The sequence below is a fragment of the Eubacteriales bacterium mix99 genome (genome assembly GCA_038396605.1).
Classification (GTDB): Bacteria; Bacillota; Clostridia; order Caldicoprobacterales; family DTU083; genus UBA4874.
In genome coordinates this window covers 2112221-2137431 of the sequence record CP121690.1, presented here as the reverse complement: position 1 = coordinate 2137431, position 25211 = coordinate 2112221, and the positions used below count along the sequence as shown (strand labels likewise).

19 protein-coding genes, 2 tRNA genes, 1 other RNA gene and 1 other annotated feature are annotated in these 25211 nt (G+C 49.2%); of the genes, 6 read left to right on the top strand and 16 right to left on the bottom strand.

Translation table 11 applies throughout. The features are described 5' to 3' along the window. Positions 1–101 precede the first annotated feature (101 nt). Together QBE55_09420 and QBE55_09415 are read right to left on the bottom strand one after the other, a co-directional pair. Positions 102–548 carry a hypothetical protein gene (locus QBE55_09420; GenBank protein ID WZL77768.1) on the bottom strand — a complete coding sequence of 149 codons (447 nt, stop codon included), beginning with the start codon at positions 546–548 and terminating at the stop codon, positions 102–104. Continuing rightward, positions 497–1549: an FAD-dependent oxidoreductase gene (locus tag QBE55_09415; GenBank protein WZL77767.1), complete on the bottom strand. Its 1053-nt coding sequence runs from the start codon at positions 1547–1549 to the stop codon at positions 497–499. The genes QBE55_09420 and QBE55_09415 overlap by 52 nt, the downstream gene beginning before the upstream one ends. A gap of 581 nt (positions 1550–2130) precedes the next feature. Here QBE55_09415 and QBE55_09410 point away from each other — a divergent pair. From QBE55_09410 to QBE55_09400, 3 genes are all read left to right on the top strand, one after another. Next, positions 2131–3009 (top strand): SDR family oxidoreductase, encoded by an 879-nt coding sequence (locus QBE55_09410; GenBank protein ID WZL77766.1) that lies wholly within the window; start codon positions 2131–2133, stop codon positions 3007–3009. Between the two features lie 15 nt (positions 3010–3024). Further along, positions 3025–3933, top strand: a complete 909-nt coding sequence (locus QBE55_09405; protein WZL77765.1) for a hypothetical protein — start codon at positions 3025–3027, stop codon at positions 3931–3933. Positions 3934–4061: 128 nt separating this feature from the next. After that, positions 4062–4466 carry an Asp23/Gls24 family envelope stress response protein gene (locus QBE55_09400; protein WZL77764.1) on the top strand — a complete coding sequence of 135 codons (405 nt, stop codon included), beginning with the start codon at positions 4062–4064 and terminating at the stop codon, positions 4464–4466. Between the two features lie 136 nt (positions 4467–4602). Here the strand turns inward: QBE55_09400 and QBE55_09395 are convergent. From QBE55_09395 to QBE55_09370, 6 genes are all read right to left on the bottom strand, one after another. Next, positions 4603–4678, bottom strand: a tRNA-Glu gene (locus tag QBE55_09395). Positions 4679–4716: 38 nt separating this feature from the next. Then, positions 4717–4790: transfer RNA gene (locus QBE55_09390), tRNA-Gln, on the bottom strand. 180 nt (positions 4791–4970) lie between these two features. Further along, positions 4971–5143, bottom strand: a non-coding RNA gene (ssrS, locus tag QBE55_09385) — 6S RNA. A gap of 109 nt (positions 5144–5252) precedes the next feature. Beyond that, complete coding sequence (locus QBE55_09380) at positions 5253–6245, bottom strand: acyl-CoA dehydratase activase (protein ID WZL79910.1); 993 nt, start codon at positions 6243–6245, stop codon at positions 5253–5255. Further along, complete coding sequence (locus tag QBE55_09375) at positions 6223–7335, bottom strand: CoA protein activase (protein WZL77763.1); 1113 nt, start codon at positions 7333–7335, stop codon at positions 6223–6225. The genes QBE55_09380 and QBE55_09375 overlap by 23 nt, the downstream gene beginning before the upstream one ends. After that, positions 7277–8380: an acyl-CoA dehydratase activase-related protein gene (locus QBE55_09370; protein WZL77762.1), complete on the bottom strand. Its 1104-nt coding sequence runs from the start codon at positions 8378–8380 to the stop codon at positions 7277–7279. The genes QBE55_09375 and QBE55_09370 overlap by 59 nt, the downstream gene beginning before the upstream one ends. 200 nt (positions 8381–8580) lie before the next feature. Here QBE55_09370 and QBE55_09365 point away from each other — a divergent pair, with 200 nt between their 5' ends. Together QBE55_09365 and QBE55_09360 are read left to right on the top strand one after the other, a co-directional pair. Next, on the top strand, positions 8581–8808 hold the full coding sequence (locus QBE55_09365) for an HPr family phosphocarrier protein (GenBank protein WZL77761.1): 228 nt from the start codon (positions 8581–8583) through the stop codon (positions 8806–8808). A 222-nt stretch (positions 8809–9030) separates the two neighbouring features. Further along, on the top strand, positions 9031–9546 hold the full coding sequence (locus QBE55_09360) for a DUF4364 family protein (protein ID WZL77760.1): 516 nt from the start codon (positions 9031–9033) through the stop codon (positions 9544–9546). A gap of 86 nt (positions 9547–9632) precedes the next feature. On the opposite strand, the gene QBE55_09355 is transcribed toward QBE55_09360, so the two are convergent. The 8 genes from QBE55_09355 to QBE55_09320 all read right to left on the bottom strand — a co-directional run bounded on the left by QBE55_09355 (position 9633) and on the right by QBE55_09320 (position 23797). After that, a complete protein-coding gene (locus QBE55_09355; GenBank protein ID WZL77759.1) occupies positions 9633–12749 on the bottom strand; it encodes a glycoside hydrolase family 2 TIM barrel-domain containing protein in 3117 nt (1038 codons plus the stop codon). A 35-nt stretch (positions 12750–12784) separates the two neighbouring features. Beyond that, positions 12785–15490 (bottom strand): valine--tRNA ligase, encoded by a 2706-nt coding sequence (locus QBE55_09350; GenBank protein WZL77758.1) that lies wholly within the window; start codon positions 15488–15490, stop codon positions 12785–12787. A gap of 59 nt (positions 15491–15549) precedes the next feature. Beyond that, positions 15550–15791 (bottom strand) — a binding site (T-box leader). A 34-nt stretch (positions 15792–15825) separates the two neighbouring features. Next, a complete protein-coding gene (gene pgsA, locus QBE55_09345) occupies positions 15826–16530 on the bottom strand; it encodes a CDP-diacylglycerol--glycerol-3-phosphate 3-phosphatidyltransferase (GenBank protein WZL79909.1) in 705 nt (234 codons plus the stop codon). A gap of 116 nt (positions 16531–16646) precedes the next feature. After that, positions 16647–18602 (bottom strand): NAD(+) synthase, encoded by a 1956-nt coding sequence (locus tag QBE55_09340; GenBank protein WZL77757.1) that lies wholly within the window; start codon positions 18600–18602, stop codon positions 16647–16649. Positions 18603–18922: 320 nt separating this feature from the next. Further along, the gene (locus QBE55_09335; GenBank protein ID WZL77756.1) at positions 18923–20431 is read right to left on the bottom strand and encodes an extracellular solute-binding protein; all 1509 of its coding nucleotides are present in this window, start codon (positions 20429–20431) and stop codon (positions 18923–18925) included. A 108-nt stretch (positions 20432–20539) separates the two neighbouring features. Next, positions 20540–21460, bottom strand: a complete 921-nt coding sequence (locus QBE55_09330) for a carbohydrate ABC transporter permease (GenBank protein ID WZL77755.1) — start codon at positions 21458–21460, stop codon at positions 20540–20542. A gap of 27 nt (positions 21461–21487) precedes the next feature. Next, positions 21488–22435, bottom strand: a complete 948-nt coding sequence (locus QBE55_09325) for an ABC transporter permease subunit (protein WZL77754.1) — start codon at positions 22433–22435, stop codon at positions 21488–21490. Positions 22436–22483: 48 nt separating this feature from the next. Beyond that, on the bottom strand, positions 22484–23797 hold the full coding sequence (locus tag QBE55_09320) for a glycoside hydrolase family 30 protein (protein WZL77753.1): 1314 nt from the start codon (positions 23795–23797) through the stop codon (positions 22484–22486). A 400-nt stretch (positions 23798–24197) separates the two neighbouring features. Between QBE55_09320 and QBE55_09315 the strand changes: the two genes are divergently transcribed. Next, positions 24198–25211, top strand: coding sequence for a LacI family DNA-binding transcriptional regulator (locus QBE55_09315; protein WZL77752.1), 1014 nt, complete (start codon positions 24198–24200; stop codon positions 25209–25211).

The window sequence follows — 25211 nt, the reverse complement described above, 5'->3', positions numbered from 1 at the left end:
ATCATATTGTCTCATGTATTTACAGATTACATTCCGAGTCTAGCCCCATTCCATCCCATAGTCAATACATTAAAAACTTGATTGGATATAAAAGTTATCAATCATTCATATATTCTGATTTCATACAAACCGATCCGGGAACTGCCGTTGGTGGCAAGAAATACAACCCTGACTCCGTCGGTTTCCATGGAATCCATCGGAATCCGGTTCATCCTCTGATGGTTGCCCCTTACCTCCCGCAGTTTTTCATATCTGTTCCCTGTCCGGCAATAGATATCATAGTCTCTTACGATCTGTGGAATAACGTTGTTCTCTGAAGGTTGGAAACGATAGTTGAGATCCGAATCGAAGAAAAGAATCATTTCAGACAGCCGCCTCTTTTGGGTCCACGAGAGTGTAACAAACTCGCCTTCCGCTTTCTCATCGGAAAGCCAGATATTCGGCAGGCCATAGGGACGGGCATACCCGTTTGTCAGATTCTCCGAAGCATACATGTTTACTTCCGGAACCGTACAAAACACAATGTCCTGTCCTTCCATGGATGCCACATGAATTCCTTCATTTTGAGGGTATCCACATCAACGATGGTATCTCCCTTGTTCTCTGTTTTATCCATCGTTATAACACCCGTCAGATTCCCGGATGCCAGCCCGATTTGTACATCGGGGTCTGATGTCAGCTCAAGGAATACCTTATTCCGATCAATCGTCCGGTTAATCGGAATGCGGGTCCATTCCAAATCCTTTGAAGCCTTTATCTTCAACACACCATCCGCTATTCTGCTCTCCGGATTATAGTTTTCCCTTTTACAGGGTTCGTATATTGTATAACGCAGCGTTGTATCATGAGATGACTTTATTTTTACACATACCGATTCCAGGAAGCCGTCCACCGGCAGAATCAATCCCACGGGATTCTTCATGGAGTATATGCGTTCCACTTTCTCCATACTGAATTTCCGAACAGAAGAAGTCTCTACAACTGCATCCCGGGCAATATCATCCGGGTCCTCATTCTTTCCCCCAACAATATATTGATCATATTTCAGGAGAAGCTGCTGCAGCTCCTTTCGACGCTCCTGATAAACCCCACGGGGAGTTGTTCTGTATTTTTCACAGAGGTAGGCAGCAGCCCCCAATGCCTGCCCCAGGGTACTGAGAGTCGCCATGACCCGAGTTGTTCCAAAGGCAACATGGGTTGTGGACATGCAGCGACCTGCCATAAACAGGTTTTTGATGTTTCTGGAATACCCGGTACGATAAGGTATCTGATAAATCCCTTTTAAAATGATATGTCGGTTGACCAGGTCCCTGGAAAAAAAGCCTTCCAGAGCATGAAGGTCAATGGACCAGCCCCCATGCCCCACGGTGTCCTCAAAATCCTTTTGCCCGACAATATCGCTTTCCTTCAGAATATAGTCACCCACCAGGCGCCGGGATTCCCTTTTCCCGGGAACCGGGGCCACATATTCCAGATCATAACGGGCAGAACCATATTCTCCGCTGTTTTTAATATGATCCCATATGCCGTATACGAGCTCCCTGTGCATCACCCACTATCTCAAACCCCATACCTTTCCAGTCTACCAGTCCAATTAATCCTTCCCGCATGATTTCTTCATCATCTACAATAATTACCCGATACATAATGCTCCCCCATTTTCTTTTCTCAGGCCAGGCAATTGCCGGCTGTTCGACGATCCGGCGTTCTTTCTGAGAATTTGCCTTTTTGTAATGGTTGATTCAGGTGTCGAAAGTCGCCAGGGATTCCTGCATGCTTCTCAGGCCATTTCAGAATTCCGGACATACTGATTCAGGCCCTGTAGATAAGCTCCCCATAGGCTGTACAGCGGGTCTGAAACCTTCCGGGACTTTGATTGCTTAATGCAATACATTTATTCTATCAGATTTCAGGCTGCTTTTGAAGAAAGTGTGCTAAATCTTCAAGATACAAAAGTTATAGTCAATACAGTGAACCGCTCCCATCTTTCCTGCTGTTCCAACAAAAAAGATCGGTTGCGTTCAAAAGACATGGCCCGCATATTTTCATTCCCTTCGGAAACAATAACCAAAACCGAGTCCACCTCCCATTCTCAAAGACGAATAACAACAGAAAGGATGAAACGATATCATGAACAAACAACAGACAACCATCAAACCTCCCACAAGTTTTCCGGAACAGCATCAGGGCATGCAACCCGGTTCCCAGAAAAATATGAATCCCAAACCCATAACGGAGGATCCGTGTTACAAGGGCTCCGGCAAGCTGGATGGCCTGACCGCCATTGTCAGTGGCGGAGACAGCGGCATCGGACAGGCCGTGGCAATCGCCTTCGCAAAAGAGGGTGCAGACATTGTTGTTCCCTTTTACAGTGAAAAGCCGGATGCCGATGATACGGTGAGCATGGTAAAAACGACGGGACGCCGGTGCATACTGGTCAAATGTGATCTGAAGATGGAGGATTCCGCAGAGCAGGTTGTGAATACTTCCATGAAGGAATTCGGCCATATCGATATCCTGGTAAACAATATTGCCGTACAGTATCCGCAGAACAGCATTAAGGACATTACCGCCCAACAGCTCACCAATACCTTTGCCACAAACGTATTCAGCTGCTTTTATATGACAAAGGCCGTTCTCCCGCATTTGAAATGCGGTGCCTCCATCATCAACACCACTTCGATCACCGCTTACAAGGGGGATCCCACGCTGATCGACTATTCCGCCACCAAAGGCGCCATCGTTTCCTTCACCCGATCCATGGCACTTTCCCTGGCCAGTGAGGGAATACGGGTCAACGCAGTTGCTCCCGGCCCGGTATGGACTCCCCTGATCGTATCCAGCTTTTCCAGACAGGAAGTCGGCAAGTTCGGCAAGGATGTGCCGCTGGGAAGAGCTGCCCAGCCGGCAGAACTGGCGCCGGCCTATGTCTATCTTGCCGGTAAGGATTCATCCTATGTATCCGGACAGGTCCTTCACATAAACGGCGGAGTGATTACAGAAAGTTGAGAAGGGATTTCTTTCATGCGCAGTTTTCACGGGGCGGGAAAATGCCGTTCCTATTTTGAAGGCTGGTACTTCAAACAGCAAAACGGCAGGGATACAGTAGCCTTGATTCCTGCATTTCACAGGGATGAAACCGGAAAGCCTTCCGCCTCCCTGCAGATACTTACCGATACGGAATCCGTAAGCCTGCCCTTTCCTGCGGAAGCTTTTTCCGCTGAACGGAACAGGCTTAAAATCCGGATCGGGGACTGCTTCTTCTCAGAGCAGGGATGCCGGCTGGATGCCAAAAAGGATGACTTTGAAATCCACGGCCAGCTGAACTATGGCCCTTTCCGCAAGCCAAAATACGACATGATGGGGCCGTTTCGCTTTGTCCCTTTTATGGAATGCCGTCACAGCGTATTCAGCCTGATTCATTCCGTAAACGGGGATCTTGTGATCAACGGAAAGACCATTTTGTTCCGCGGGGGAACAGGATATGCAGAGGGAGATCGGGGAACTTCCTTCCCAGGCCGCTATCTCTGGGCCCAGTGCTGCCGGGGGAGAGAAAGCTTCATGGTGTCCGTGGCGGACATCCCTTTTTTCGGAAACAGCTTTGTCGGATGTCTTGGATTCTGGTACCAAGACGGAAAAGAGCACCGTATCGGTACCTATGCCGGAGCACGGCCCCTCCATATGGATGAAAAGAAAATCGTGCTTCGGCAGGGTCGGGTCCTGCTTTGCATTGAGGCGCTGGAAGCCCGTGGTCAGCCGCTGAAAGCCCCGCAATTTGGAAATATGAGCCGAACCATCCATGAAAGTGCGGCCTGCCGTGTTTATTTTCATGCCTCAGATCGGCAAAGGGTCCTCTTTGATTTTGAAAGCAGCCAGGCGAGTTTTGAAAGCAACTGGGAAAAAAGCGGCACCGCGCAGCAGAAAAGTCCATAGCAACCGGATACCCCTGTTTTCAGATTCCGGAAGGAATTCTGTAAAATATGTAGAATATCATTAATTATACAAGTGGATATATCGGCAGAAGAAAATATATCTGCAATAATTTTACAGGGGTGACGAGTATGGAAGCAGGGAAAACCACAATTAATGATGCCGTATTTGTAGAAATAGCAAAGGAAGCGATGAAAAAGGTCGGGAGCGTATACCGGCAGGAGAAAAGAGGGACGCTGAACGGGATTACACGGGCCTTTACGGAAAAGTTTGATCCGCATATTACCGTGAAGAAAGCGGAAACGGAAGATACGGAAAATGAGTACGGCACCATTGCCCTTGATCTGAGGATCACCGTTATCTATGGTGTTGTGATTCCCGAAGTGGCGAAACAGCTCAAGGAGAAAATCATCAGTGAGATACAGACCCTGACAGGTTATTCCGTGGAACGTGTCGACATCTATGTTGAAAAGATCATTCTGCCGGAGCAGGTCGAGGAAGCAAACGATAACGAGGAAGAAACCGAATCAGAATAAGAAAAAAGATATTATTCTGAAGCACCCCGCACAAAGAAGCAAGCCTGACGGATTTCATTCCGGAAAACATAAAAAAGAGATAAAAAAGGGAAAGATAATGAAAAGGATCGGCTGCATGCAGCCGATCCTTTTCACGTGGTACTCCCAAGGGGATTCGAACCCCTGTTACCGCCGTGAGAGGGCGGTGTCTTGAACCTCTTGACCATGGGAGCCTGTAAGAGACCCCGCTTCTTCTGACAAGCGAGGCCGTTGGCTGCGGAACTAGGATTCGAACCTAGACAATACGAGTCAGAGTCGTAGGTGCTGCCGTTACACCATTCCGCATTACACTCACCATCTGTCCATTGGATGCCGCACATTCGGTGACAAGGGATATTATAAGCATTCCCTGCAGAAATGTCAACCCCAATTTTGAAATCCTCATGAAAAGCTCCTGCACTGCCGGGACCTTATCCTGTTTATGGAACCATGCTTATGGAATAAGCCCCCAATCCCTTGAGGGCCTATTTTCCCAAGATGTCGGTCTTCTATGAATTTAATACCCGCCTCACGACAGGTGGGAGACCTGCTGCGGACTTTTATCTTCCCATGTCAGGCATGATATCCATCCGCAAACCCGGATTCCCGTATTTTAACTGTGGGTTAAATACAATAGAATTCGTGCACCTCAGGATTCCCTAGTTCTATGATAATACATTATTGTGTCCATATCAAGCATTTTGGCCCGAATCCTGAAAACTTTTCAGAGATTCCTCCATTTCATCCGGACAGCTGTCCCGCAAACCTTCATGCAAGATGGTCCAATTCTGCCGGGTGTTCCTGTTCTGCCGTGACAGCCCATTTCCCACAGCGTCCTCCCCACCTTGCCCGGACGCTTCCGCCGGAAGTGATCTCAACGACTTCGCACAGGTTCGGACAGCCGCTGCACGCAAATGTCTGGGCATGGAAGTCTTCCGGAATCGCATGGAATCCCCGGAAATGGGTCGCTCTGCCTTTTTGTGTTTCCATTTTGGCCAAAATTCCTGCGCCAAGGGCTCCCATGACGTCATAATGCTCCGGAACGAACACCGGCTGTCCCAATACCTCTTCAAAGGATTTCTTGATGCCTGCATTGGCAGCTACTCCGCCCTGAAAAACAATTTGCGGGAGGATCTCTTTCCCTTTGCCTACATTGTTCAGGTAGTTGCGGACCAGAGCTTCGCACAATCCTTTGATAATATCCCCGGAACTGCATCCCATCTGCTGCTTGTGAATCATATCCGATTCAGCAAACACGGCACACCGGCCGGCAATGCGGACCGGCGAATCAGACTGCAGCGCCATATTTCCAAACTCCTGAATCGGTATATTTAGTCTAGCGGCCTGCCTGTCCAGAAAGGAACCTGTGCCCGCGGCACAAACCGTGTTCATGGCAAAATCCGTTACAATACCATTTCGCAGCAAGATGATCTTGGAGTCCTGCCCTCCGATTTCCAGTATGGCCTGTGCATCCGGAACACAATGCAGCACAGCCATGCCGTGAGCGGTTATTTCATTTTTTACAACGTCGGCATCCACCAGCGCATTTGCCAGTTCCCTGCCGCTGCCCGTTACCCCAACTCCGGCAATCGCACAACCTGCGGGCATGGACCTGCACATTCTATCCAGCCCATCCCGCAGCACAGGAATCGGTTTGCCTTCTGTCCGCAGATATAGCTTTTCCAGTACATTACACTTTCCATCCATAAGTACCAGGTTCACACTAACCGAACCCACATCAAGTCCCAGATACAATTCCATCCTGTTCATACTTCCTTTCCTTCTTTTGTGACAGCAGGTCCACAAACGCTTCGAGTCTTGTCAGATAACCCGCCTCTCCGGTCATTTCATCCACTGTCAGGGTCATGACAGGAAAGTCCCGGTCCCTGGATATGGCCGGCAAAATGCTTTCTGCAACAATTTCCGGCATACAACCGAATGGCAGGATCTGTATTACACCATCCAGCCCCATATCGCAGTAATGGACGGCAGAGGCAACTGTCTCCCACGCATGCCCACCAATGCACAAACCCAGATATTCCTTTCCCCTCTCCATCTTTTCTTTCCTTTGCTTTCTGTAGTCCCTGTCCGGATACAAATGCGTCCGGACCCAATCGGTAATGGTAATCCCCCGATAAACCTCCACGCCCAGCGCTCCAAGCTTATTCTCAATGTTTAAATTCACATAGGGCTCAATCAGGGTATAGATCTCTCCGATCAATCCTATTTTCAGCGGATCCCCGTTTTCTTTTTCCTCAATCCCTGCAAAAATATCCTGATACTGATGGATCAGGCCCAGAATTTCCCTGCTGCCGCAGCAGCTTCGCACCTGCTTTTCAAACTGCGTCAGAGCCCGGTCCGTTTCGCCGCTGTTCTTCTCTCTTGGCCTTTTTCTTAAGCTCAGGTCCAGAAGTTCATCCACCTGTGTCAAGATTCCATATGCCTGCAGAAACGATTTCCCGATGGCCGGCCAGGATTGGTTCCCTGATATTTTCCGGATCCGCTGAAAAAAGGCTTTCGGATCCCGGGTTGGGGATTCGAGAATCACGACATCAGCATTGTAGCCATTGTCCCTCAGAATCTCCTGCTCCATCACTCCATAATATCCAAAACGGCACGGCCCGCAGGTCCCCGTAAGGACAATGGTATCCGCACCCTGCGCAATGCTCTCAATATAGTTCCCAAGATTGATTTTCAGCGGCAGGCAGGCGGTTTCAGGAGAAATCCGGGTGCCAATCTCCAGGGTTCTCTGACTGACCGGGGGCGGAATCACCGTCTTTACGCCCAGATCGTCAAACAGTCCTTTGAGGGTAATATACATCCGCCCCATGTGAGGGAAAGTAAGAATCATATTTGCGCCTCCATTCCAACATATCCAGAAATGCTTCCAGCCTGGTGTCAATGCCAGCCTGGCCGGTGTGCTCATCCAGTGTGATCGTTGTCAGGGGAACATGGTATTCTCTTTGATTGGCCCGCTGCAGCAGATCATCGATAAAGGAATCAATTCCACAGTTAAAACCCGTCACCAGAATCAATCCGTCTACTCTCCCCTGTTCCATCATGGTCAGCCCGCTTCCCAACAGATTCTTTCCATAGGTCCAGAACAGTTTTTTCGGATACCGTTCACAGGCCCTTTCAATCTCACAGGATGGAATATTTTCCGGAAACAGACAGTCATATCCTCTCGCATCCAGCTTTTCACAGATGTTCATATTGACATACTGATCGTAAACCAGATAGGGATGGCCGATCAGCCCGATCCTTCCCCTGACTTTCGTAACCTTTTTACAGGCTTCTCTGTTCTTTCCTCGGACTCTTTTGTCCGGTTGTTCGTCAATCCTTTTCCCTGCGTTTTGCTGATCCCGGATCTCAGACAGCAGCTTTTCGTTTTTGCCCAAAATTGCATTGGGATTGAATCCCATGAGCAGGAGACGGGTATAGGCATCCTGCGTCTCCATAGCCTTCCGCAGAGCATGCCGGATTGCAGCATGGGATGCACCCAGCTTCCTTCCCAGGCTCCGCATGCCCTGATATCCATTCTCCACACCCCTGTGGACATTGAAGTCCATAATAAGAAGCTTTGGTTTTCCAGGCACGGAATTTTTAATCATTTCCGGTAAGCCGATAAACTTCGGGCAGATATACTCGCCGGGTTTTACACGAATCAGCCTGGGAATCAGAATCCGGTCCACTTTTCCCATCAAATCCATGACATGTCCATGAAACAGCTTTACCGGCAGGCAGGCATCGTCTACACAGTTCTTTACGCCGTCATCCAATATCCTGCGGTTGGTCGTGGAAGACAGGATCGCCTCATGGCCCAGCTCCTGCAAAAACGTTTTCCACAATGGATAATAAATAAAACAGAGCAATGCTCCGGGAATTCCGATTTTCAAAAAATCCCTCCCACAATCATTTTTCCCAAACGCCCAAAAAAGACTATCGGATCTATTGTTTCCTTTTCTTTGTAATTTAAGCTTCCTGAACAGAAACGATACAATATCCTTCCCAAATGAAAAAAATGAGGAAGGTATTGCTACTTATCGCGGGATAGTGGTATACTGGTAATGAAATATTACATATAGGAGGTAAGCATATGAAAACTGTCAATATCAAGTTGTCTCTGGCGGAGAATGTAAAAAATTTCGTCAACATCGTCAACAAATACCCCTATGAGATTGACCTGCGTTCCGGACGTCACGTGATCGATGCGAAGTCTATCCTGGGAATCTTTAGCCTGGATTTGAGCAAGCCGGTAATCGTTGAGATTTACAACGACGACTGTGATGATTTCCTCGAAGATATCAAGAGCTTTATCATATAATCCGTCGATGCTGCATAAAGGGCGCCTTTGAGGAAACCCCGGGACGGCAAACAGAGATGCAGGATCTCTGTAAAATTCGGCATAGTCTCTGTTGACTATGCCGTTTTTAATATATTCCGGCTATTGCCCGACTCTGGCAATTGTAAGATCGTGACAGATATTTTTTCTTCTCCCGGTTTTATGGTATAATTGTTTCATTCTGATAATGTAGGTGAAGATACAATGAAGATGGCGGAACTGGCGGACAATAAGCTGTCCATCCTTTTTTTTGCACAGTGTCTGAGGATCCCTCTTACCAATGAGCAAATCACCGAGTTCTTCATCACGAAATATCTGATGAATTACTTCGAACTGCAGCAGCTCCTGTCGGAACTGGTGGAATCCCGGCATCTGAGCTACATGGAGGGACGTCAGAGCCATTATTATACCCTTACCGACAAAGGAAAAGAAGCGTTGCATTTTTTTCATTCCCGGATTGATTACCAAACCAGGGAGATGATTGAGGCTTATGCGGATCAGAACCGGAACCGTATCCGGAAGGAAAGCCAGCTTACGGCCGAATACAGGCGTTTGTCCAGCAACGAATATGAAGTTCTGCTTAGAGTAATGGAAAAGGACATCACCCTGATGGAACTGCATCTGAATGTAACCGATGCCAGTCAGGCCAAGACCATTTGTTCCAACTGGAGGGCAAAAGCGCCCGCTGTTTATAAAAAAATAATGGAAACCCTGATTTGATGCCGAATGAAAGAAGAAAAGTCGGGAGACCCGGATCTCCCGACTTTTTGTCTTTTTAAGCCTTTTTGAACTTTGAAAGGGACAATTTACTTTTCGTATTCTTCCAGCCTCTGTTTGCTCAAAGCCACCGGAGAGACCGCATTAATGGAAAACGGCTTCAAACGAATGGAAAACCGGAACGGCTCCATATGCAGCAAATATTTCTCCAGGGGAGCCGGCCCACAGCTGTTGGTTCCCAGTCCGATCTGCCGATAATCCAGATTCCAGGTGATAAAATCCTGTTTCACCAGATCACAGGTATGCTTTGCCTCCTCCAGATTTTCCTGGGTATATAAATGAGCACTGAAGTTCAGCTGCGGCATCACCGCCAGCAGGCCCATACCGTTGAGATCGGTTGCCGCCACCCAATGGACATCGGTCCGGTTTCCGTTTTCCTGGGGATAAACGTAAGGAGTATACAGATCCTCTATCCCTGCTGTATAAATTCCCATCCGGTTGGCTTCCCTGCTGTCGGCATAGGACTCGCCGGGGCCCCTGCCATACCACTGAAAGCGGTCCAGATCCCCGGGTACCTCCATCTGCAGTCCGATCCGCGGCAGGGTATCCGGAAGGGATTCGCCCTGAGGCGTTCCGGAAACCTCCAGGACCACATCCCCGCTCCCACAGATGCGGTAGACGTACTCCGCAGGAACTCCCCAGGTCAGCACAGGAGGCGCAATTCGTGTCCGTATCCGGACAATGACGCAGTGATCCTTTTTGTCCCATGCAAAGCCGTCGGTACGATGCTTCATGGCATTCAGTCCAAAACTCTTCCATTCCTTTCGGATTTTTCTTTCATTGTCCGTGGGAGCATGCCAGAAATTCAGCCGGGGCCCTTTCACCAGGAGGGATTTTCCCTTATAAGTCCAGGATTTCAGGACTCCATAAACTTTATCAAACACCAGGCAGAAGTCTTCTCCTCTGACCACAAGGGCATTTTCTTCTTCCCAGCAGGAAAGGGCCGGCATCCTTTCTGTTTTCACAACCGGGGCAGCGGGGACCGGCAGTGGGAGCCGGAACTGTGCCCAGGCGACTTCATAGCCCCGTTTGGCCCAGTTGGTATCTTCGCCCAGCAGGAACCGGACATTCACCAGATAATCCGTCTCCGGCTCCGGATTCTCCGGAATCTGATAAGGCAGTACCACCTGCACATTTCCTCCTGCAGAAACCTCCGGAAGCTCCAGCGTATCCTGCTGCAGTATCCTGCCATCCGCTTCCAGGGCCCAGGCCGCCCGAAGATGATCCAGGCCGAGGAAATCATAGTGATTGAGGATCCGGACGATTCCTTTTTTCAGATCCACTTCCTCCACCTTGACCGGCTCAATGACCTTTTTATATTCCGTCAATCCGGGCGAAGGTGTCCGATCCGGGAAAACCAGTCCGTCTATGACGAAATTCCCATCATTGGGCTGATCTCCGAAATCGCCGCCGTAGGCATAATACCGTTCTCCCTTTTCATCCTTTTTCGGGATGCCGTGGTCCAGCCATTCCCAGATAAAACCACCCTGCAGCCGTTTATAAGTGTAAAATGTTTCCCAATATTCCTTCAGCCCGCCGGGACCATTTCCCATGGCATGTGCATACTCACAGAGAATATGGGGGTTTTTCATCGTTTTCCTTCCCACTTCCTCCATTTCCTCAACGGAGGTATACATGGTGCTGTGGATATCACAGGCCTGCAGCTCATAATTCTCCTCTTTAAAATGTCTGCCGGATTCCCCTTCATAGTGAACCAGACGTGTCGGATCCTTGGCTTTGATCCATCGATACATCGCTTTATGGTTCCGGCCAAATCCGGATTCATTGCCCAGGGACCAGAGAAGGATGGAAGGATGATTCTTATCCCGCTCCATCATTCTGGCAATCCGGTCGATATAGGCGTCCTCCCATTCCGGATCGTCACTCAGAGCCTGATAGCCATGGGTTTCCAGATCGGTTTCATCGATCAGGTACAGGCCGTATTCGTCACATAGGTCATAAAACCGGACATCATCCGGATAATGGGAAGTCCGCACGGCATTGATATTGTGCCGCTTCATGAGAAGCACATCCTGCAGCATGGTCTCATAGGGAACGGTACGCCCAAGGCGGGGATGGTGCTCATGGCGATCCACGCCCTTGAACTTGATTGCTTTCCCATTCAGCAGAAGGGCTCCGTCTTTCAGCTCCACCATCCGGAACCCGATCCGGGAAGAAACAGCCTCCACCGTATGGCCATCGGCATCCGACAGGACCAGCAGGGCATGATACAAACAGGGAGTTTCTGCCGACCACTTGTCAGGATCCGATACCGAAAGGGAGAGTGCTACGGTACGCCGGCCTTTCCTTATGGTGAGATTCTCTGCACTGCGGCTTCCGATTTTTCTTTTATCCGCATCCAGAAGGATCATTTCCAGTTCCCAACCGGCAAGATCTGTTCCGCTTACATTGGACAAGGACACATCCGCATCCAGTACTGCATCCCGATAATTGGAATCCAGCCTCGTCCGGAAGAAAAAATCCGCCACCCTGGCCTTTGGCATTGCCAGAAGGGAAACATCGCGAAAGATACCGCTGAGCCACCACATATCCTGATCTTCCAGGTAACTTCCATCGGACCATTGATAAACCCGGACCGCAAGAATGTTTTCTCCCGGATGAATCAGTGCACTGATGTCAAACTCGGAAGGCATCCGGCTGACCTGGCTGTATCCTGCTTCCTTTCCGTTGATCCATACATGGAAGGCACTGTCCACGCCGTCAAAACGCAGGATGATCTGCCGGCCCTTCCAGTCCTCCGGCAAAGTGAACGCCATGCGATAGCAGCCGGTGGGATTTTCAGCAGGTGTATGGGGCGGATCCACCGGGAACGGATAATTCACATTGGTATAATGGGGATGTCCATATCCCTTCATCTGCCAGCTGCAGGGAACCTCAATATTGTCCCATGCGGAACAGTCAAAATCCTCGCTCTGGAATCCGTCCGGAGCCTCCTGAGGGGAAGGGGCATAATAAAATTTCCATACCCCATTCAGCAGCCGAAACCAGGGAGAACCCTGCTGCTGTCCGGCCAAAGCGGACTCCGGGTCCGGACAGGGAATATACCAGGAACGGTTTTCCAGCCTGTGGCGCTGCAAAACCTTGAGATTGTTCCAGTCTGCAGGGCAGGTCGTTTTTTGCTTCATCAAATATCCTCTCCAATCCTCTGTTTTTGGTACCTTTATTTTTCCTTACTTTCCGTTTGCTCCAGATTGGCAGCCTGTTCCAGAACATGTTTCAACATGTCCTGGTATTTCTCCTGCTTTTCCCGTTCTGCCTGCACAATGGCAGCAGGCGCTTTCCGGATAAACCCTTCATTGGACAGTTTTGCCCTGGCTCTTGCCAGTTCCTTTTCCAGATTGGCTTTTTCCTTCTTCAGGCGCTTCTTTTCCTGTTCAAAATCAATCAGATCCTTCATGGGAATATAAATCTGTGCCTTTGCGGTTACCACCGATGCGGTATTCACCGGAATTCCTTCTTTTCCGGTCCGGATGCTCACTTCGGATGCACCGGCAAGCTTTTCAAAATATACCTCCGCATTCTGAAACAGAGCGGCATTGCCCGGTTCCACCACCAGGATCAGCTTTGCCTTTCTGGAAGGAGAAACCTCCTTCTCTGCCCGGATATTCCGGACGGCACGGATGACATCCATCACAGCCTGCATTTCTTCTTCTGCATCCTCATTCAGCTCCTCCTGCCGTTCCACCGGCCAGCTTGCTGTCATGATGCTTTCCCCTTCATGGGGCAGATGCTGCCAGAGCTCTTCCGTCAGGAAAGGCATGAAGGGATGCAACAGCTTCAGGGTATTGGAAAGAACATAGGTCAGGGTGGAAAGCGCCGTGTCCCGGACTTCTTTTCCGGTGCCGTACAGCCTTGGCTTCACCAGCTCGATGTACCAGTCACAGAATTCATTCCATATGAAATCGTAAATTTTCTGCGCAGCCAGCCCCAGCTCATATTTATTCAGGTTTTCCGTCACTTCCCCGACCAGGCGGTTGTATCGGCTGACGATCCATCGATCGGCGATTTCCGGCTGTCCTGCCGGACTCCATCGGCTCTGACTTTCCGTCTTCCGCGGCTGTTCCTGCCCTGCCCCCGGATTCATGAGAATAAAGCGGGTGGCATTCCAGATCTTGTTGGCAAAGTTCCGGCTTGCCTCCACCTTTTCGTAGTAGAAGCGCATATCATTGCCGGGGGAATTGCCCAGAATCAGGCTCATGCGCAGGGAATCAGCACCGTATTGATCAATGACCTCCAGCGGATCGATGCCGTTTCCCAGGGATTTGCTCATTTTTCTGCCCTGGGAATCCCGGACGATGCCGTGAATCAACACATCCCGGAACGGAACTTCCTTTGTGTGCTCCAGCCCCGAAAAAATCATTCGGGCCACCCAGAAAAAGATAATATCGTATGCGGTGACCAGAACATTGGTGGGATAATAATAGGAAAGCTCCTGCGTTTCCTCCGGCCAGCCCAGCGTGGAGAATGGCCACAGGGCAGAACTGAACCAGGTATCCAGCACATCCTCATCCTGCCGGAATTGATCATTTCCACAATGGCTGCAATGGGCGGGCTTTTCGCTGGCGACTACGGTTGCGCCGCATTTTTCACAATAATAGGCCGGGATCCGATGCCCCCACCAAAGCTGCCTGGAAATGCACCAGTCCTTTATGTTCTCCATCCAGTTGTAATAGATTTTGGCAAACCGGTCCGGCACAAACCGGATCTGTCCGGAACGTACCGCTTCAATGGCGGGCTCTGCCAGCGGCTTCATCTTTACAAACCACTGTTTGGAAATAATGGGTTCCACCGTTGTGGCGCAACGGTAACATTCCCCTACATTGTGCGTATGCTCCTCGATCTTCACCAGCAGGCCCAGTTTCTTCAGGTCCCCAACAATCGCCTTTCTGGCTTCATAGCGGTCCATTCCCTCATATTGTCCCGCCTCGGCATTCATGGTCCCGTCATCGTTCATGACCCGGATCTGAGGCAGCTGATGCCGCAGCCCCACCTCAAAGTCGTTGGGATCGTGGGCCGGCGTAATCTTCACCACACCGGTACCGAAGTCCCGATCCACATAGGTGTCGGCAATGATGGGTATCTCACGGTTCACCAGCGGAAGGAGGACGGCTTTTCCGATGAGATGCTGATATCTTTTGTCCTCAGGATGCACTGCCACAGCTGTATCGCCCAGCATGGTCTCAGGCCGTGTGGTGGCAATGGTCACCCGCTCCTCACTGCCCTTTATGGGATAAGCAATATACCAGAACCAGCCCTGCTTCTCTTTGTATTCCACTTCCGCATCGGAAAGGGCGGTTTTGCATTGGGGACACCAGTTGATAATGCGGTCTCCCTGATAAATCAGTCCTTTCTCATACAAGCGGACGAACACCTCGGTGACTGCCTTGCTGCAGCCTTCGTCCAGGGTGAAGCGTTCCCGGGACCAGTCGCAGGAAGATCCCAGCTTTTTCAGCTGATCAACAATCCTTCCGCCGTATCGGTCCTTCCATTCCCATGCCCGTTTCAAAAAGCCATCCCTGCCCACATCATTCTTCGTGAGTCCTTCTTCTGCCAGCTTTGCAACGATTTTTGCCTCCGTGGCAATGCTGGCGTGATCGGTGCCGGGCACCCACAGCGTACTGTATCCCTGCATGCGCTTCCAGCGTATCAGAATATCCTGCCAGGTATTGTCCAGCGCATGGCCCATATGAAGCTGGCCCGTAATATTCGGAGGCGGGATCACAATACAGAAAGGTTTCTTGTTTTTATCCGGCTCCGCATGAAAATATCCTTTTTTCGTCCATTCCTGATAGATCCGATCCTCCACCTGGCCGGGATCATAGGTTTTTGCAATATTCCCGGTCCGAGTTTCCATTTTTTCGCTCATAACGATACTCCTTCATCCTTAAATTTTATTACACGTTCCAAAAACAAAAAAGCTCCGCCCCAAAGGACGAAGTCTGTTTCGTGGTACCACCTTTCTTTCCGCCAGGCTTCCAAAATAGCCCGGCAGACGCTCTGGCCCTGTAACGGGAGCACCCGTAATGACCTACAGGGTATCAATATCCCTTCGGTCAAAAAGCTCAAAAGCGACGTTCCATATTGTCTTCTCCCGGGAACCTTTCAGCCCCTGAGCTCCCTTCTCTGCGGAAAGACCAATATGTACTCCTCTTTCTCCCTGCCGTTGTTCTCTTTGTTATTATAACCCAAAAACAGGTATTGTCAATCGCCTTTCCCGGTAGACCCGGCGGATTGTTCCAGCGGCACATCCTTGTCTGAAAGCCTGCCGTCCCAATCCTTGTTCCACCTTTCCCCTTCTGTTCCCTGCTTCTTCTCTCCATCCGGGCCTCTTCCACTCTTCTGCCCTTTCAAAACATCACACTGTTCTGCCATTACACCCTGTTCTTTCATTTCTTTTTTCTTTATGAGGGTCGAATAAGCATACTGCAGGGAAGAAACAACTGTGCTCGCGATTGCAGCCCATAAAACGTATTTTGCATAGGTGAAATTGAATACCAGGGCAGTGATGGCAATGTAAAACAAAACCGTGGCAAACTTGCCATAGAAATTGGATTGTACCACAACCCTTTTTTTGCCGTATAAAAGCGCCACCCCGAAAATCATCAGCAGTTCTTTTAATACAACAACGGATACGGCCCAAAGCGGAATCCTGTGATCAATAAACAGACAAATCAAAACGGTCATCAGCATCAGCTTGTCCGCCAGCGGATCCATCATCTTTCCCCATTTGGTAATCTGATTGTGGCGTCGGGCAATCTCACCATCCAATATGTCGGTCAGCCCCGCCAGGAGAAAAACCAGGAATGCCCACATTTCATTATTTGCCAGGCCCTCATTGAAATACAAAAAAGCATACACGCCAACCAAAAGAAACCGCACCAAAGTCAGAGCGTTTGGCAGATTCATCAACAAAAAAGAACCTCCGTTCAATATATTTTCTGTTATATTATTCGATTTCGGGACCTAAAAATCCTCCCTTTCCGCCAAAAAGACAAAAATGTTTTCAGCGATGTGCTTCGCCCTCACAGCGAACCATTCTCCAATTCAGCCGCTGCAGTCCTTAACTCCTCAAGGTATAATTCCGCAGATGCATCGCTGGGCATACGCCAGTCCCCGCGGGGAGACAGACAGACCGAACCTACCTTTACCCCATCCGGCATACAGGATCGTTTGAACTGCTGTGTAAAAAATCGTCTATAAAAAACGGTCAGCCATTTCAGAATTCCCCGGGGAGGATACGATGGAAACGCCAGAGTCGCCAGCTTCAGGATTTTTGCAGGCGAAAAGCCATGGCGGACCATGTGATACAGAAAGAAGTCATGAAGATCATAGGGGCCAATGGTTTCTTCCGTCTTCTGGGCGATATGCCCGTCTTTATCCGCCGGCAGCAGCTCCGGACTGATGGGAGTTTCCAGGATATCCCTCAGCGCCTCTGCGACTCTTTCGTTCTTCGCCGTCTCCGAATACCAGGATACCAGATGCCGCACCAGGGATTTCGGAACTCCGGCGTTCACAGCATAGTTGCTCATATGATCGCCGTTATAGGTGCACCAGCCAAGGGCCAGCTCCGATAAATCCCCGGTACCGATGACAAGGCCTCCTTCCTGATTCGCCACATCCATCAGGATCTGCGTCCTCTCCCGCGCCTGTGTATTTTCAAATGTGACATCATGAACCGAAGCGTCGTGACCAATGTCCCGGAAATGCTGCATACAGGCCTCTACAATTGATATTTCCCTTGTGGTTATGCAAAGCTCCTGCATCAATGTCACTGCATTCTGATGCGTTCGTTTCGTTGTGCCAAGGCCCGGCATGGTAATCCCGATAATATTCTTACCGGGAAGGCCAAGAGTACGGAATGCTTTCGCTGTCACCAGCAAAGCCAACGTGGAATCCAGTCCGCCGGAAACAGCGATCACTGCCTTCTGAATACCGGTTTTCCTCAGCCGTTCCGCCAGGCCTACAGACTGCAAGCGGAAAATTTCCCTGCATCTTGCATCTTTCTCCGAGGCATCGCCGGGAACAAAGGGATGAGGATCAACCGAAAAGCACTCCTTTACATCCGGATCCCCGTTCCATTCCAGCTTGATGGACCGATAGTCCTCCGGCCTCGCCTTTGCCGTAAAACTGTTGCTTCGGATCCGGTCGTTCCGGAGCTTCTCAATGTCCATATCATAACAGGCGCAGGCAGAAGGCTCCGGAAAAATCATTTCACGGGCGATATGTCCGTTTTCCGCCAGTATGGTATGCCCTCCGAAAACCAGATCGGTGGTAGACTCTCCCTGTCCGGCAGAGCAGAACACATAGCCTGCAAGGCATCTTGCGGACTGCTGCCGGACCAGCTCCCGCCGGTAATCGCTCTTTGCAACAGTTTCATTGCTGGCAGACAGATTCAGGATCAGGTTGGCCCCATGAAGCGCATGGCGGGAGCTGGGAGGAATCGGCATCCACAAATCCTCGCAAATCTCCACGCCGATACATAAATCGGAATCCTCTGACTGAAACAGAATATTCTCACCGAACGGAATCTCCTGATCCAGAAGTCGTACCGAATCATGGATGCGGTCCGAAGAGGAAGCAAACCATCTTTTCTCGTAAAATTCATTGTAATTGGGCAGGAATGTCTTTGGGATCACACCAAGGATCCTCCCGGAATGAAATACCACCGCACAGTTGAACAGCCGGTTCTCCGCCTCCACCGGCATTCCGACTGCGGCAAGCACATCACAATGTTTTGTCCGGTCCAACAGTTCCTGCATTGCCTGTCGGGCAGCGTCCAGCAGAGAACTCTGGTGAAACAGATCGCCGCAGGTGTATCCTGTCATCGATAACTCCGGAAACACCATTACCTTCACGCCATGGCGGTCCGCATCCCGGATCCGATCGAAAATCTCCGCGGCATTCCGTGCCGGGTCCCCGATCCGGACATCGGGAACCGCTGCCGCAACTCTTAGGTATCCATATTTGCCCAATTTCATTTTGTATTCCTCCAATGAACAATATCATTTGTCCGCATCCGGCACTTGATATCATTCCGCATTATCTGTCATATATTTCAATTTGTTTTTTGCCCTCATTTTATTATATCACCCGTCCGTCGGAAACGAAACTCTTTTGTCCTGCCTTCCTGCCTGTCCGGTTTTTTCAGAAACAGAATCTTTGCCGGCTGTCTTTGGAAAACAGTTCAAAAAAGTGCGGCAGGAAAATCCTGCCGCACCCCCTGATCAAAACATCTGCAAATCAAATGAATTGATCGGTACTTATCCATCCCACATCCTGTGAAGCGAACCTTTCGCACTTATTTGTAATTGGCCAGAAAATCGTCCAGCTGACGCTGCAGCTCAGCAACAACCTTGTCATCCCCGGCAGCTTTCAACTGCTTTTTCAATTCCTTTGTGCCGGAGTCCATATCCACATAGCCAAGCTTCAGAGGATCGTAATACTGGGCCATGACATTCGTTACCGCTGCATATTCGCTTTTGACCGGATCAGTATCCATTGCAAACGCACGCATTGGATTGGTGTGCAGGGTATCCCGGATCTCGTCGCGCTTTTCCGGCAAAGAAGCCGGAGAACCGGCATAATCCCGGGTAAAGTCATTGGTCCGCAGGCCCCAGGCCCAGGGATCCAGATTGAAGTTATCGGGATCCAGTGCCCGTACCGTATTGTCCTTTTCAATCCCGTAGGTCTTTCCCTCAATTCCATATACCAGCATGTCATACAATTCTTCATCCGTACGGACAAGATTGATAAACTGCAGGGCACGTTCCGGATTTTGGGAAGAATTCGGAATTGCCATGGCATCCTGCATGGCAGAAAGTTCTTCATTATACTTTACCATGTTGTAAAACCGCCAGTCCCAATCCGGATGACGCTGATACTGGGAAACCCAGTTGTCCAGACTGTGGGTGCCGGAAGCAGCCTTGCCGGTGGACATCATATCGCTGTCCTTGTTGGAAAGGGCAGCTTTCGGCCAGTATCCCTTTTTGCTCCATTCGTTCATCATCTTCAGCATGTCCGGCGTGCCTTTCCAGCTCATTTTGTTGAACACAACCGGCTTTTCGGCATCCAGATCCACCCAGTAAATGGATTTTGTATTCCCGGTCAGCGGGTAAAGGCCGTGATTCATATAGTAGACATCATCAATCTCACTGCCGCCGGAATATACGTCTGTCGCCTGCATGGAAGGCTCGTTGTCCACAATCGCCTGCATATAGGCGGCATAGTCGTCAAAGGTCCTGATCTCCGGCAAATTGTATTTCTTCATCAGGTCTCCCCGGACAATCACCCCAAATGCGTTATAGGTGGACTTGCCCGAAGGAATTGCGTAAATATGATCATCGACCATAGCCGTTTTCTTATTGACATCTGAAATCTGTGCCCATGCGTCCGGCGCATATTTGGGGATCAGATCGTCCAGCTCCATAAACGCGCCCTTCCTGGCCTGTTGGAAAAAATTCAGCCAGGTTGCAGTATAGATCATATCAAAGGACTCTCCGGAGGAAAGCAGCAACGGGTATTTGGTCTCGTAATCGCCCCATCCGATGAATTTCACTTTCAGAGTCGTATTGAGCTTTTCCTTCAGCTTTTTATTGAAGGGCTTCATTACTTCCTCATGGCGATTGGGCTCGGTACCCAGTGCATACGTCACCAACTCCACCTCTTTTTTCGGCTTTCCGGCTTCATCGGCCGATTGTGAAGGGTTGCCGGGAGTTTCAGAAGGGTTTTTGCCGCTCTTCCCGCAGGCAGCCAGTGGGAAAAGCATAATCGCTGTCAATGCTACGCAAATCAATTTTTTTATGTTCATGGACTTCCTCCTTTTTCTTTTTGCCAATCTGTCGGGTCTGCATCTGTTCTTCCAACCATGCACAATCCGACAAATAGAATCGGATATCTGGGGCGATTTCCGGAATGCTCACCCCTTGACGGATCCAATGGTGATTCCCTTCTCAAAATACTTCTGTACAAAGGGATAAACAAGAATAATGGGCCCGGTCGCCACAACTGCCATTGCCATACGCAGGGATTGTCCGGGAATATCCACCATGCTTACATTTGCAGAAGAGGCAAGCTGTGATAATGCCTCCGTGGAAGCAAGCATGTCATACAGCATATACTGCAGCGGAAATTTCTCACGCGAGGTCATGTACAGCATGGCATTGTACCAGTCATTCCAGTAGTCCAGGGCAATAAACAGGGTAACGGTCGCAAGCCCGCTTTTTACAAGCGGCAGGGCAAACTGAAAGTATATCCTGAATTCTCCTGCACCGTCTATCTTGCAGGATTCAAAGATCGTCTCCGGTATCGAACTCATAAAACTGCGCATAATGAGCAGATAAAAGACATTTACCATCAAAGGAAGAATCAGTGCCCAAAGGCTGTCCTTCAAATGAAGATAGCGGATAAAGAATACATAGGTGGAAACCATGCCGCCATTGAACAAGGTAGTAAAGTACAGAAAAAACGAAAATTGGTTTCGGTATCGAAACGATTTTCGGCACAGCACATATGCAGCCATCGAAATGACCAGCAAGGCCAGTGTCGTACCCATTACCGTGATAAAGACCGTCACGCCATATGCACGGAGAATCGTCTGGGGATAGCGAAAAAGCAGCTTATACGCTTCCGTGGAAAACTCGTGCGGAATCAGGCTGAAGCCATCACGGACAATTGCTTCTTCACTGGTAAGGGATCCGGAAATCAGCAGAATAAACGGAAGAAGGCAGAAAACCGACATAATCGTGAGCAGAATCACGCCTACCCAGTTAAATGCAACGGTAGCCGGCGGATTCTTGATTCTGGAAGCCTTCTTTCGCATGACATTGGAATTTTGCATGGAATCTCTCCCTCCTTTCAGGATAGATTAAAACAATGCGCTTTCTTCATCGGCTTTTCGCACCCTCGCATTTACAATCGTAATAATGATGAAACACAGCACAGATTGATACAATGTCGCAGCGCTGGTCATTCCAAGATCTCCGCTGGTGGTCAGGGAGCGGAATACAAACGTATCGATTACATCGGTGGCATTGAAAAGCTGACCGTTGTTCCCGATGATCTGATAAAACATCTGAAAATCGCCCCGCAGGATACGGCCGACCTGCATCAGCAACATAATGCTGATGGTGGGCTTAATCTCCGGGATGGTAATATGAGCGATCCGCTGCCAGATATTTGCACCGTCAATATCGGCCGCCTCGATGCATTGCGGATCCACGTTGTTTATGGCAGCAATATAGATAACCGAGTTATAGCCTGCCCATTTCCAGCTGTTGAATGCCATGATGATCCATTTCCAGACACCCGGCATGGAGTACACATTAACCGGCTGCGCTCCGATTGCTTTCAGAAAATTGTTCAGGGCACCGGTTTCAAAGTTAAAAATGTTGTAAACAAAGGTGCCAACAATAATCCACGAAATAAAGTAAGGCAGAAAAACAAGGGACTGGGTCACCCGGGTAAACCTTTTCGCGGTCATTTCCGAAATGATAATCGCCAAAAGAATGGCCAGGCCCTGTGAGGTAATGGTATTTATCGTGTTATAGACAATTGTATTGAGTGTCACCTGCAGGCCCTTTCCGGAAATGAAAAAGAACCTGAAATTATCCAGCCCGCTCCATGGACTGCCAAAAATACCCATATTGTAATGATAATCCTTAAACGCCAGCAACAGGCCGCTCATCGGCAGATACATCAGTACAATCGTGAGAATGCAGATTGGAGCAATCATGAGAAACAAAGGATAATTGTTTTTCCATTCCTTTCGCAGGCCGGTGCTTTTTGATTTTTCTCTTTTTTCTGTTTGAGACACGGGTCCATCTTCCTCTCCATCCATCTGGCAAAACCAGGGATTTATTTCCTATAGAATCATAGTGGATACAGAATCTGCAGCCAGCGAAAAGCGCAGCCAGCTTCCCTTCCGCCCCAACTGAATATCGTTGCGCGAGCCTCGGTTCACAAATACAAGAGCAACGCTTCCATCGGGATTTTTGTAAGCAGTAGCTCTTACCCCTGCCGGCATTTCCGTCAGCTGTGAGAGTTCCACTCGGTACGCACCTCTCCGGATATGGCTGGTATATTGCTTTAATGCCCAGTACATGCCGCTTTTTTTGATGTCACATGTCCTGGAATGGACGGTGACAATCCCGCCGCATGGAAAAGGTCCGATATTCGGGCAGCTGGTTTCATCCAACGCAAGATTCCATGCGGTAAAACTTTCACATCCGTACTGGAATGCTTCGCCGATTCTATCTGCCCAGCGGCACCAATCCGTTTCATATCCATCGCCTATATCCGGGCCAACTTCCGTCAGATGAAAGGAAATTTCCGGATGACGTTTGCGGAGCAGCAGCATATCGTCCGCCTGTCCTTCATAAGGATGGAATGCAACACCGGCGGCATGAGCGCGCACATCTTCATCCTGAAGCAGGTAATCTGCCCTTTGCCAGTGCACAAAGTTGTGATCCAGAATCCACAGCCTGGTTTTCAGGTTGTTTTTCTCCAGACGTTCCGGCATAAGAGAACCTACCAGTCTTTTTTCATAGTCCGGATGCAGCAGACAGGCAGGCATTTTGGAGATTTGATCGGTTTCGGGCTCGTTTTGGCAAGTCATTGCATTAATCCCGATTCCCTCTGCCTGATAGGCAAGCAGATACCGGGTGTAATAATCAGCAAACGCATTCAGATAATCGCCGCGCAGCCATCCGCCACACATGCTGCCGCTGGTCTTCATCCAGCCGGGACAGCTCCACATGGACGAAAACAGAAAAAGATCGGGATTGACGTCCTTTGCCTGACGAACGACCGGGATCAGGTATTCCCTGTCTTTTTCCACTGTAAAATCCTTCATTTCAAAGTCATCAGCGGTTTCATCGTAACAATAACATTCTGTGGCAAAATCACTGGCTCCGACATTCAGTCTGCCAATATTCAGGCCAAGGCCTTCCCTGCCAAACAGATCCCGGATCAGGGCCTTCCGTGCTCCCGGCTCCAGCCGGTTCAGGGTGTAGCAGCTTCCATCCGTAAAGGAAGCGCCAAAGCCCAGTATCTTCTGATGCCGGACGCTGTCGTCCAGCAAAAGGGTGGGCAAACCGTAATAACGATTTGGGCTGAAATCCTGTGTGCGGGCCGGAGAAAATTTTTGTGTTTCGTCCGTACGATAAACTTTTGGCATAACCAACCTCCTGATTGATATATATCCAGTATTCCGCGGGATTTTTATTTTAAACAAATCCTGTGTTGTAATAAATTCCGCGTGGTTTATCATAACATTTATTCGAAACGTTTTCAATAAAAATTTTAGTAATAGTAATAAAAATAGTCTTTTCTTTGATTTACATGCTATTATTATCCTTATAGTCCTGCTTTTATCTTCTTTTTTATATTATTTGGATATAAATATAAAAACGTTTATGCTTATTACGCTATTCTATGTTATTCTTATAGACAAGACTATTTTAAAATGCGATGATTGACTTGTTACAATCGATTTTATATGGTATCCTGTAGGAAGAAATCTCCATGCTGCAGCGTGGTGAAATAAAAAGTTTTGCTGATGAGGAGGCTGCAGAAATATGGCAACAATCAAGGACATCGCCAAAAGAGCAGGGGTTTCCATTTCCACTGTTTCCAACGCATTGAACAATGTTCCCATCGTAAAGGCAGAAACCCGGGACCGGATCCTGAAAATTGCCGGCGAATTGAATTATTATCCCAACATCAACGCAAGGCTGATGAAATCCAGGACGACACATAATCTGGGACTGTTTTTACCTGCCATCAACAGCGACTATTTTCTGCGGCTCATGCAGGCCATGTATCCGATTTGCCATCAGAATGACTACTCACTGCTCGTCTACATCAGCACCCGTCACGAAAGCAAGGCAGTTCTCTCAGAGATTCTGTCGGCGAATGTGGATGGGGCAGCCGTGCTCAATGAAAACCTGACAGAAGACGATTATCTGGAACTGGAACGGAGCTCCGTCCCTTTTGTATTCCTGGACCGCGCCGAGGTAACAAGCCAGCAGCGAATTTCCAGTATTCTGATCAACAATGAAAAGGGAACGATAAGTGGGCTCGAATACCTGGTCCATGCCGGGCACAACAGTATTGGATTCCTGCTGGGAAACGACAATTATGACGGCAATACCCGTTACGCAGCTTACCTGGCAGGAATGAAAAAGCTGAAAATTCCGGTGGACCAACGATTTGTGCTAAATGGCTATTTTGAAGAAAACGCCGCATATAATGCAGTACGCAGCGCTGTTCAGCAATATGGCAGTACACCCGAGGCCTTTCTGTGTGCAAACGACAAAATGGCAATCGGCTGTATCCGCGCTTTGAAGGATATGTGCTACTCCGTACCGGAACAGGTAAGCGTGGTTGGATTTGACGATATCGAAAATTTTCCGCCGGATATTCCACCGCTTACCACGGTTCGTATTCCCATTGATCAGATGGGACAGCTGATCTCGAAGGAACTGCTGCGGCTGTTGAATCAACCGGACAGTTATGGGCGTGTCATGATGATCGATCCGGTATTGAAAATCCGTAAGTCCACCCGTTTACGCTTTGAAGGGCAGCTGTGA

Excerpts from the sequence above, each read along its gene's own strand:
- pgsA (WZL79909.1), bottom strand. The coding sequence starts at position 16,530 with ATGAATCTGCCAAACGCTCTGACTTTGGTGCGGTTTCTTTTGGTTGGC.
- QBE55_09330 (WZL77755.1), bottom strand. The coding sequence starts at position 21,460 with ATGCAAAATTCCAATGTCATGCGAAAGAAGGCTTCCAGAATCAAGAAT.
- QBE55_09335 (WZL77756.1), bottom strand. The coding sequence starts at position 20,431 with ATGAACATAAAAAAATTGATTTGCGTAGCATTGACAGCGATTATGCTT.
- QBE55_09360 (WZL77760.1), top strand. The coding sequence starts at position 9,031 with ATGAAGATGGCGGAACTGGCGGACAATAAGCTGTCCATCCTTTTTTTT.
- QBE55_09375 (WZL77763.1), bottom strand. The coding sequence starts at position 7,335 with ATGATTCTTACTTTCCCTCACATGGGGCGGATGTATATTACCCTCAAA.
- QBE55_09410 (WZL77766.1), top strand. The coding sequence starts at position 2,131 with ATGAACAAACAACAGACAACCATCAAACCTCCCACAAGTTTTCCGGAA.
- QBE55_09380 (WZL79910.1), bottom strand. The coding sequence starts at position 6,245 with ATGGAATTGTATCTGGGACTTGATGTGGGTTCGGTTAGTGTGAACCTG.
- QBE55_09320 (WZL77753.1), bottom strand. The coding sequence starts at position 23,797 with ATGCCAAAAGTTTATCGTACGGACGAAACACAAAAATTTTCTCCGGCC.
- QBE55_09355 (WZL77759.1), bottom strand. The coding sequence starts at position 12,749 with ATGAAGCAAAAAACGACCTGCCCTGCAGACTGGAACAATCTCAAGGTT.
- QBE55_09405 (WZL77765.1), top strand. The coding sequence starts at position 3,025 with ATGCGCAGTTTTCACGGGGCGGGAAAATGCCGTTCCTATTTTGAAGGC.
- QBE55_09350 (WZL77758.1), bottom strand. The coding sequence starts at position 15,490 with ATGAGCGAAAAAATGGAAACTCGGACCGGGAATATTGCAAAAACCTAT.
- QBE55_09315 (WZL77752.1), top strand. The coding sequence starts at position 24,198 with ATGGCAACAATCAAGGACATCGCCAAAAGAGCAGGGGTTTCCATTTCC.
- QBE55_09365 (WZL77761.1), top strand. The coding sequence starts at position 8,581 with ATGAAAACTGTCAATATCAAGTTGTCTCTGGCGGAGAATGTAAAAAAT.
- QBE55_09340 (WZL77757.1), bottom strand. The coding sequence starts at position 18,602 with ATGAAATTGGGCAAATATGGATACCTAAGAGTTGCGGCAGCGGTTCCC.
- QBE55_09415 (WZL77767.1), bottom strand. The coding sequence starts at position 1,549 with ATGCACAGGGAGCTCGTATACGGCATATGGGATCATATTAAAAACAGC.
- QBE55_09400 (WZL77764.1), top strand. The coding sequence starts at position 4,062 with ATGGAAGCAGGGAAAACCACAATTAATGATGCCGTATTTGTAGAAATA.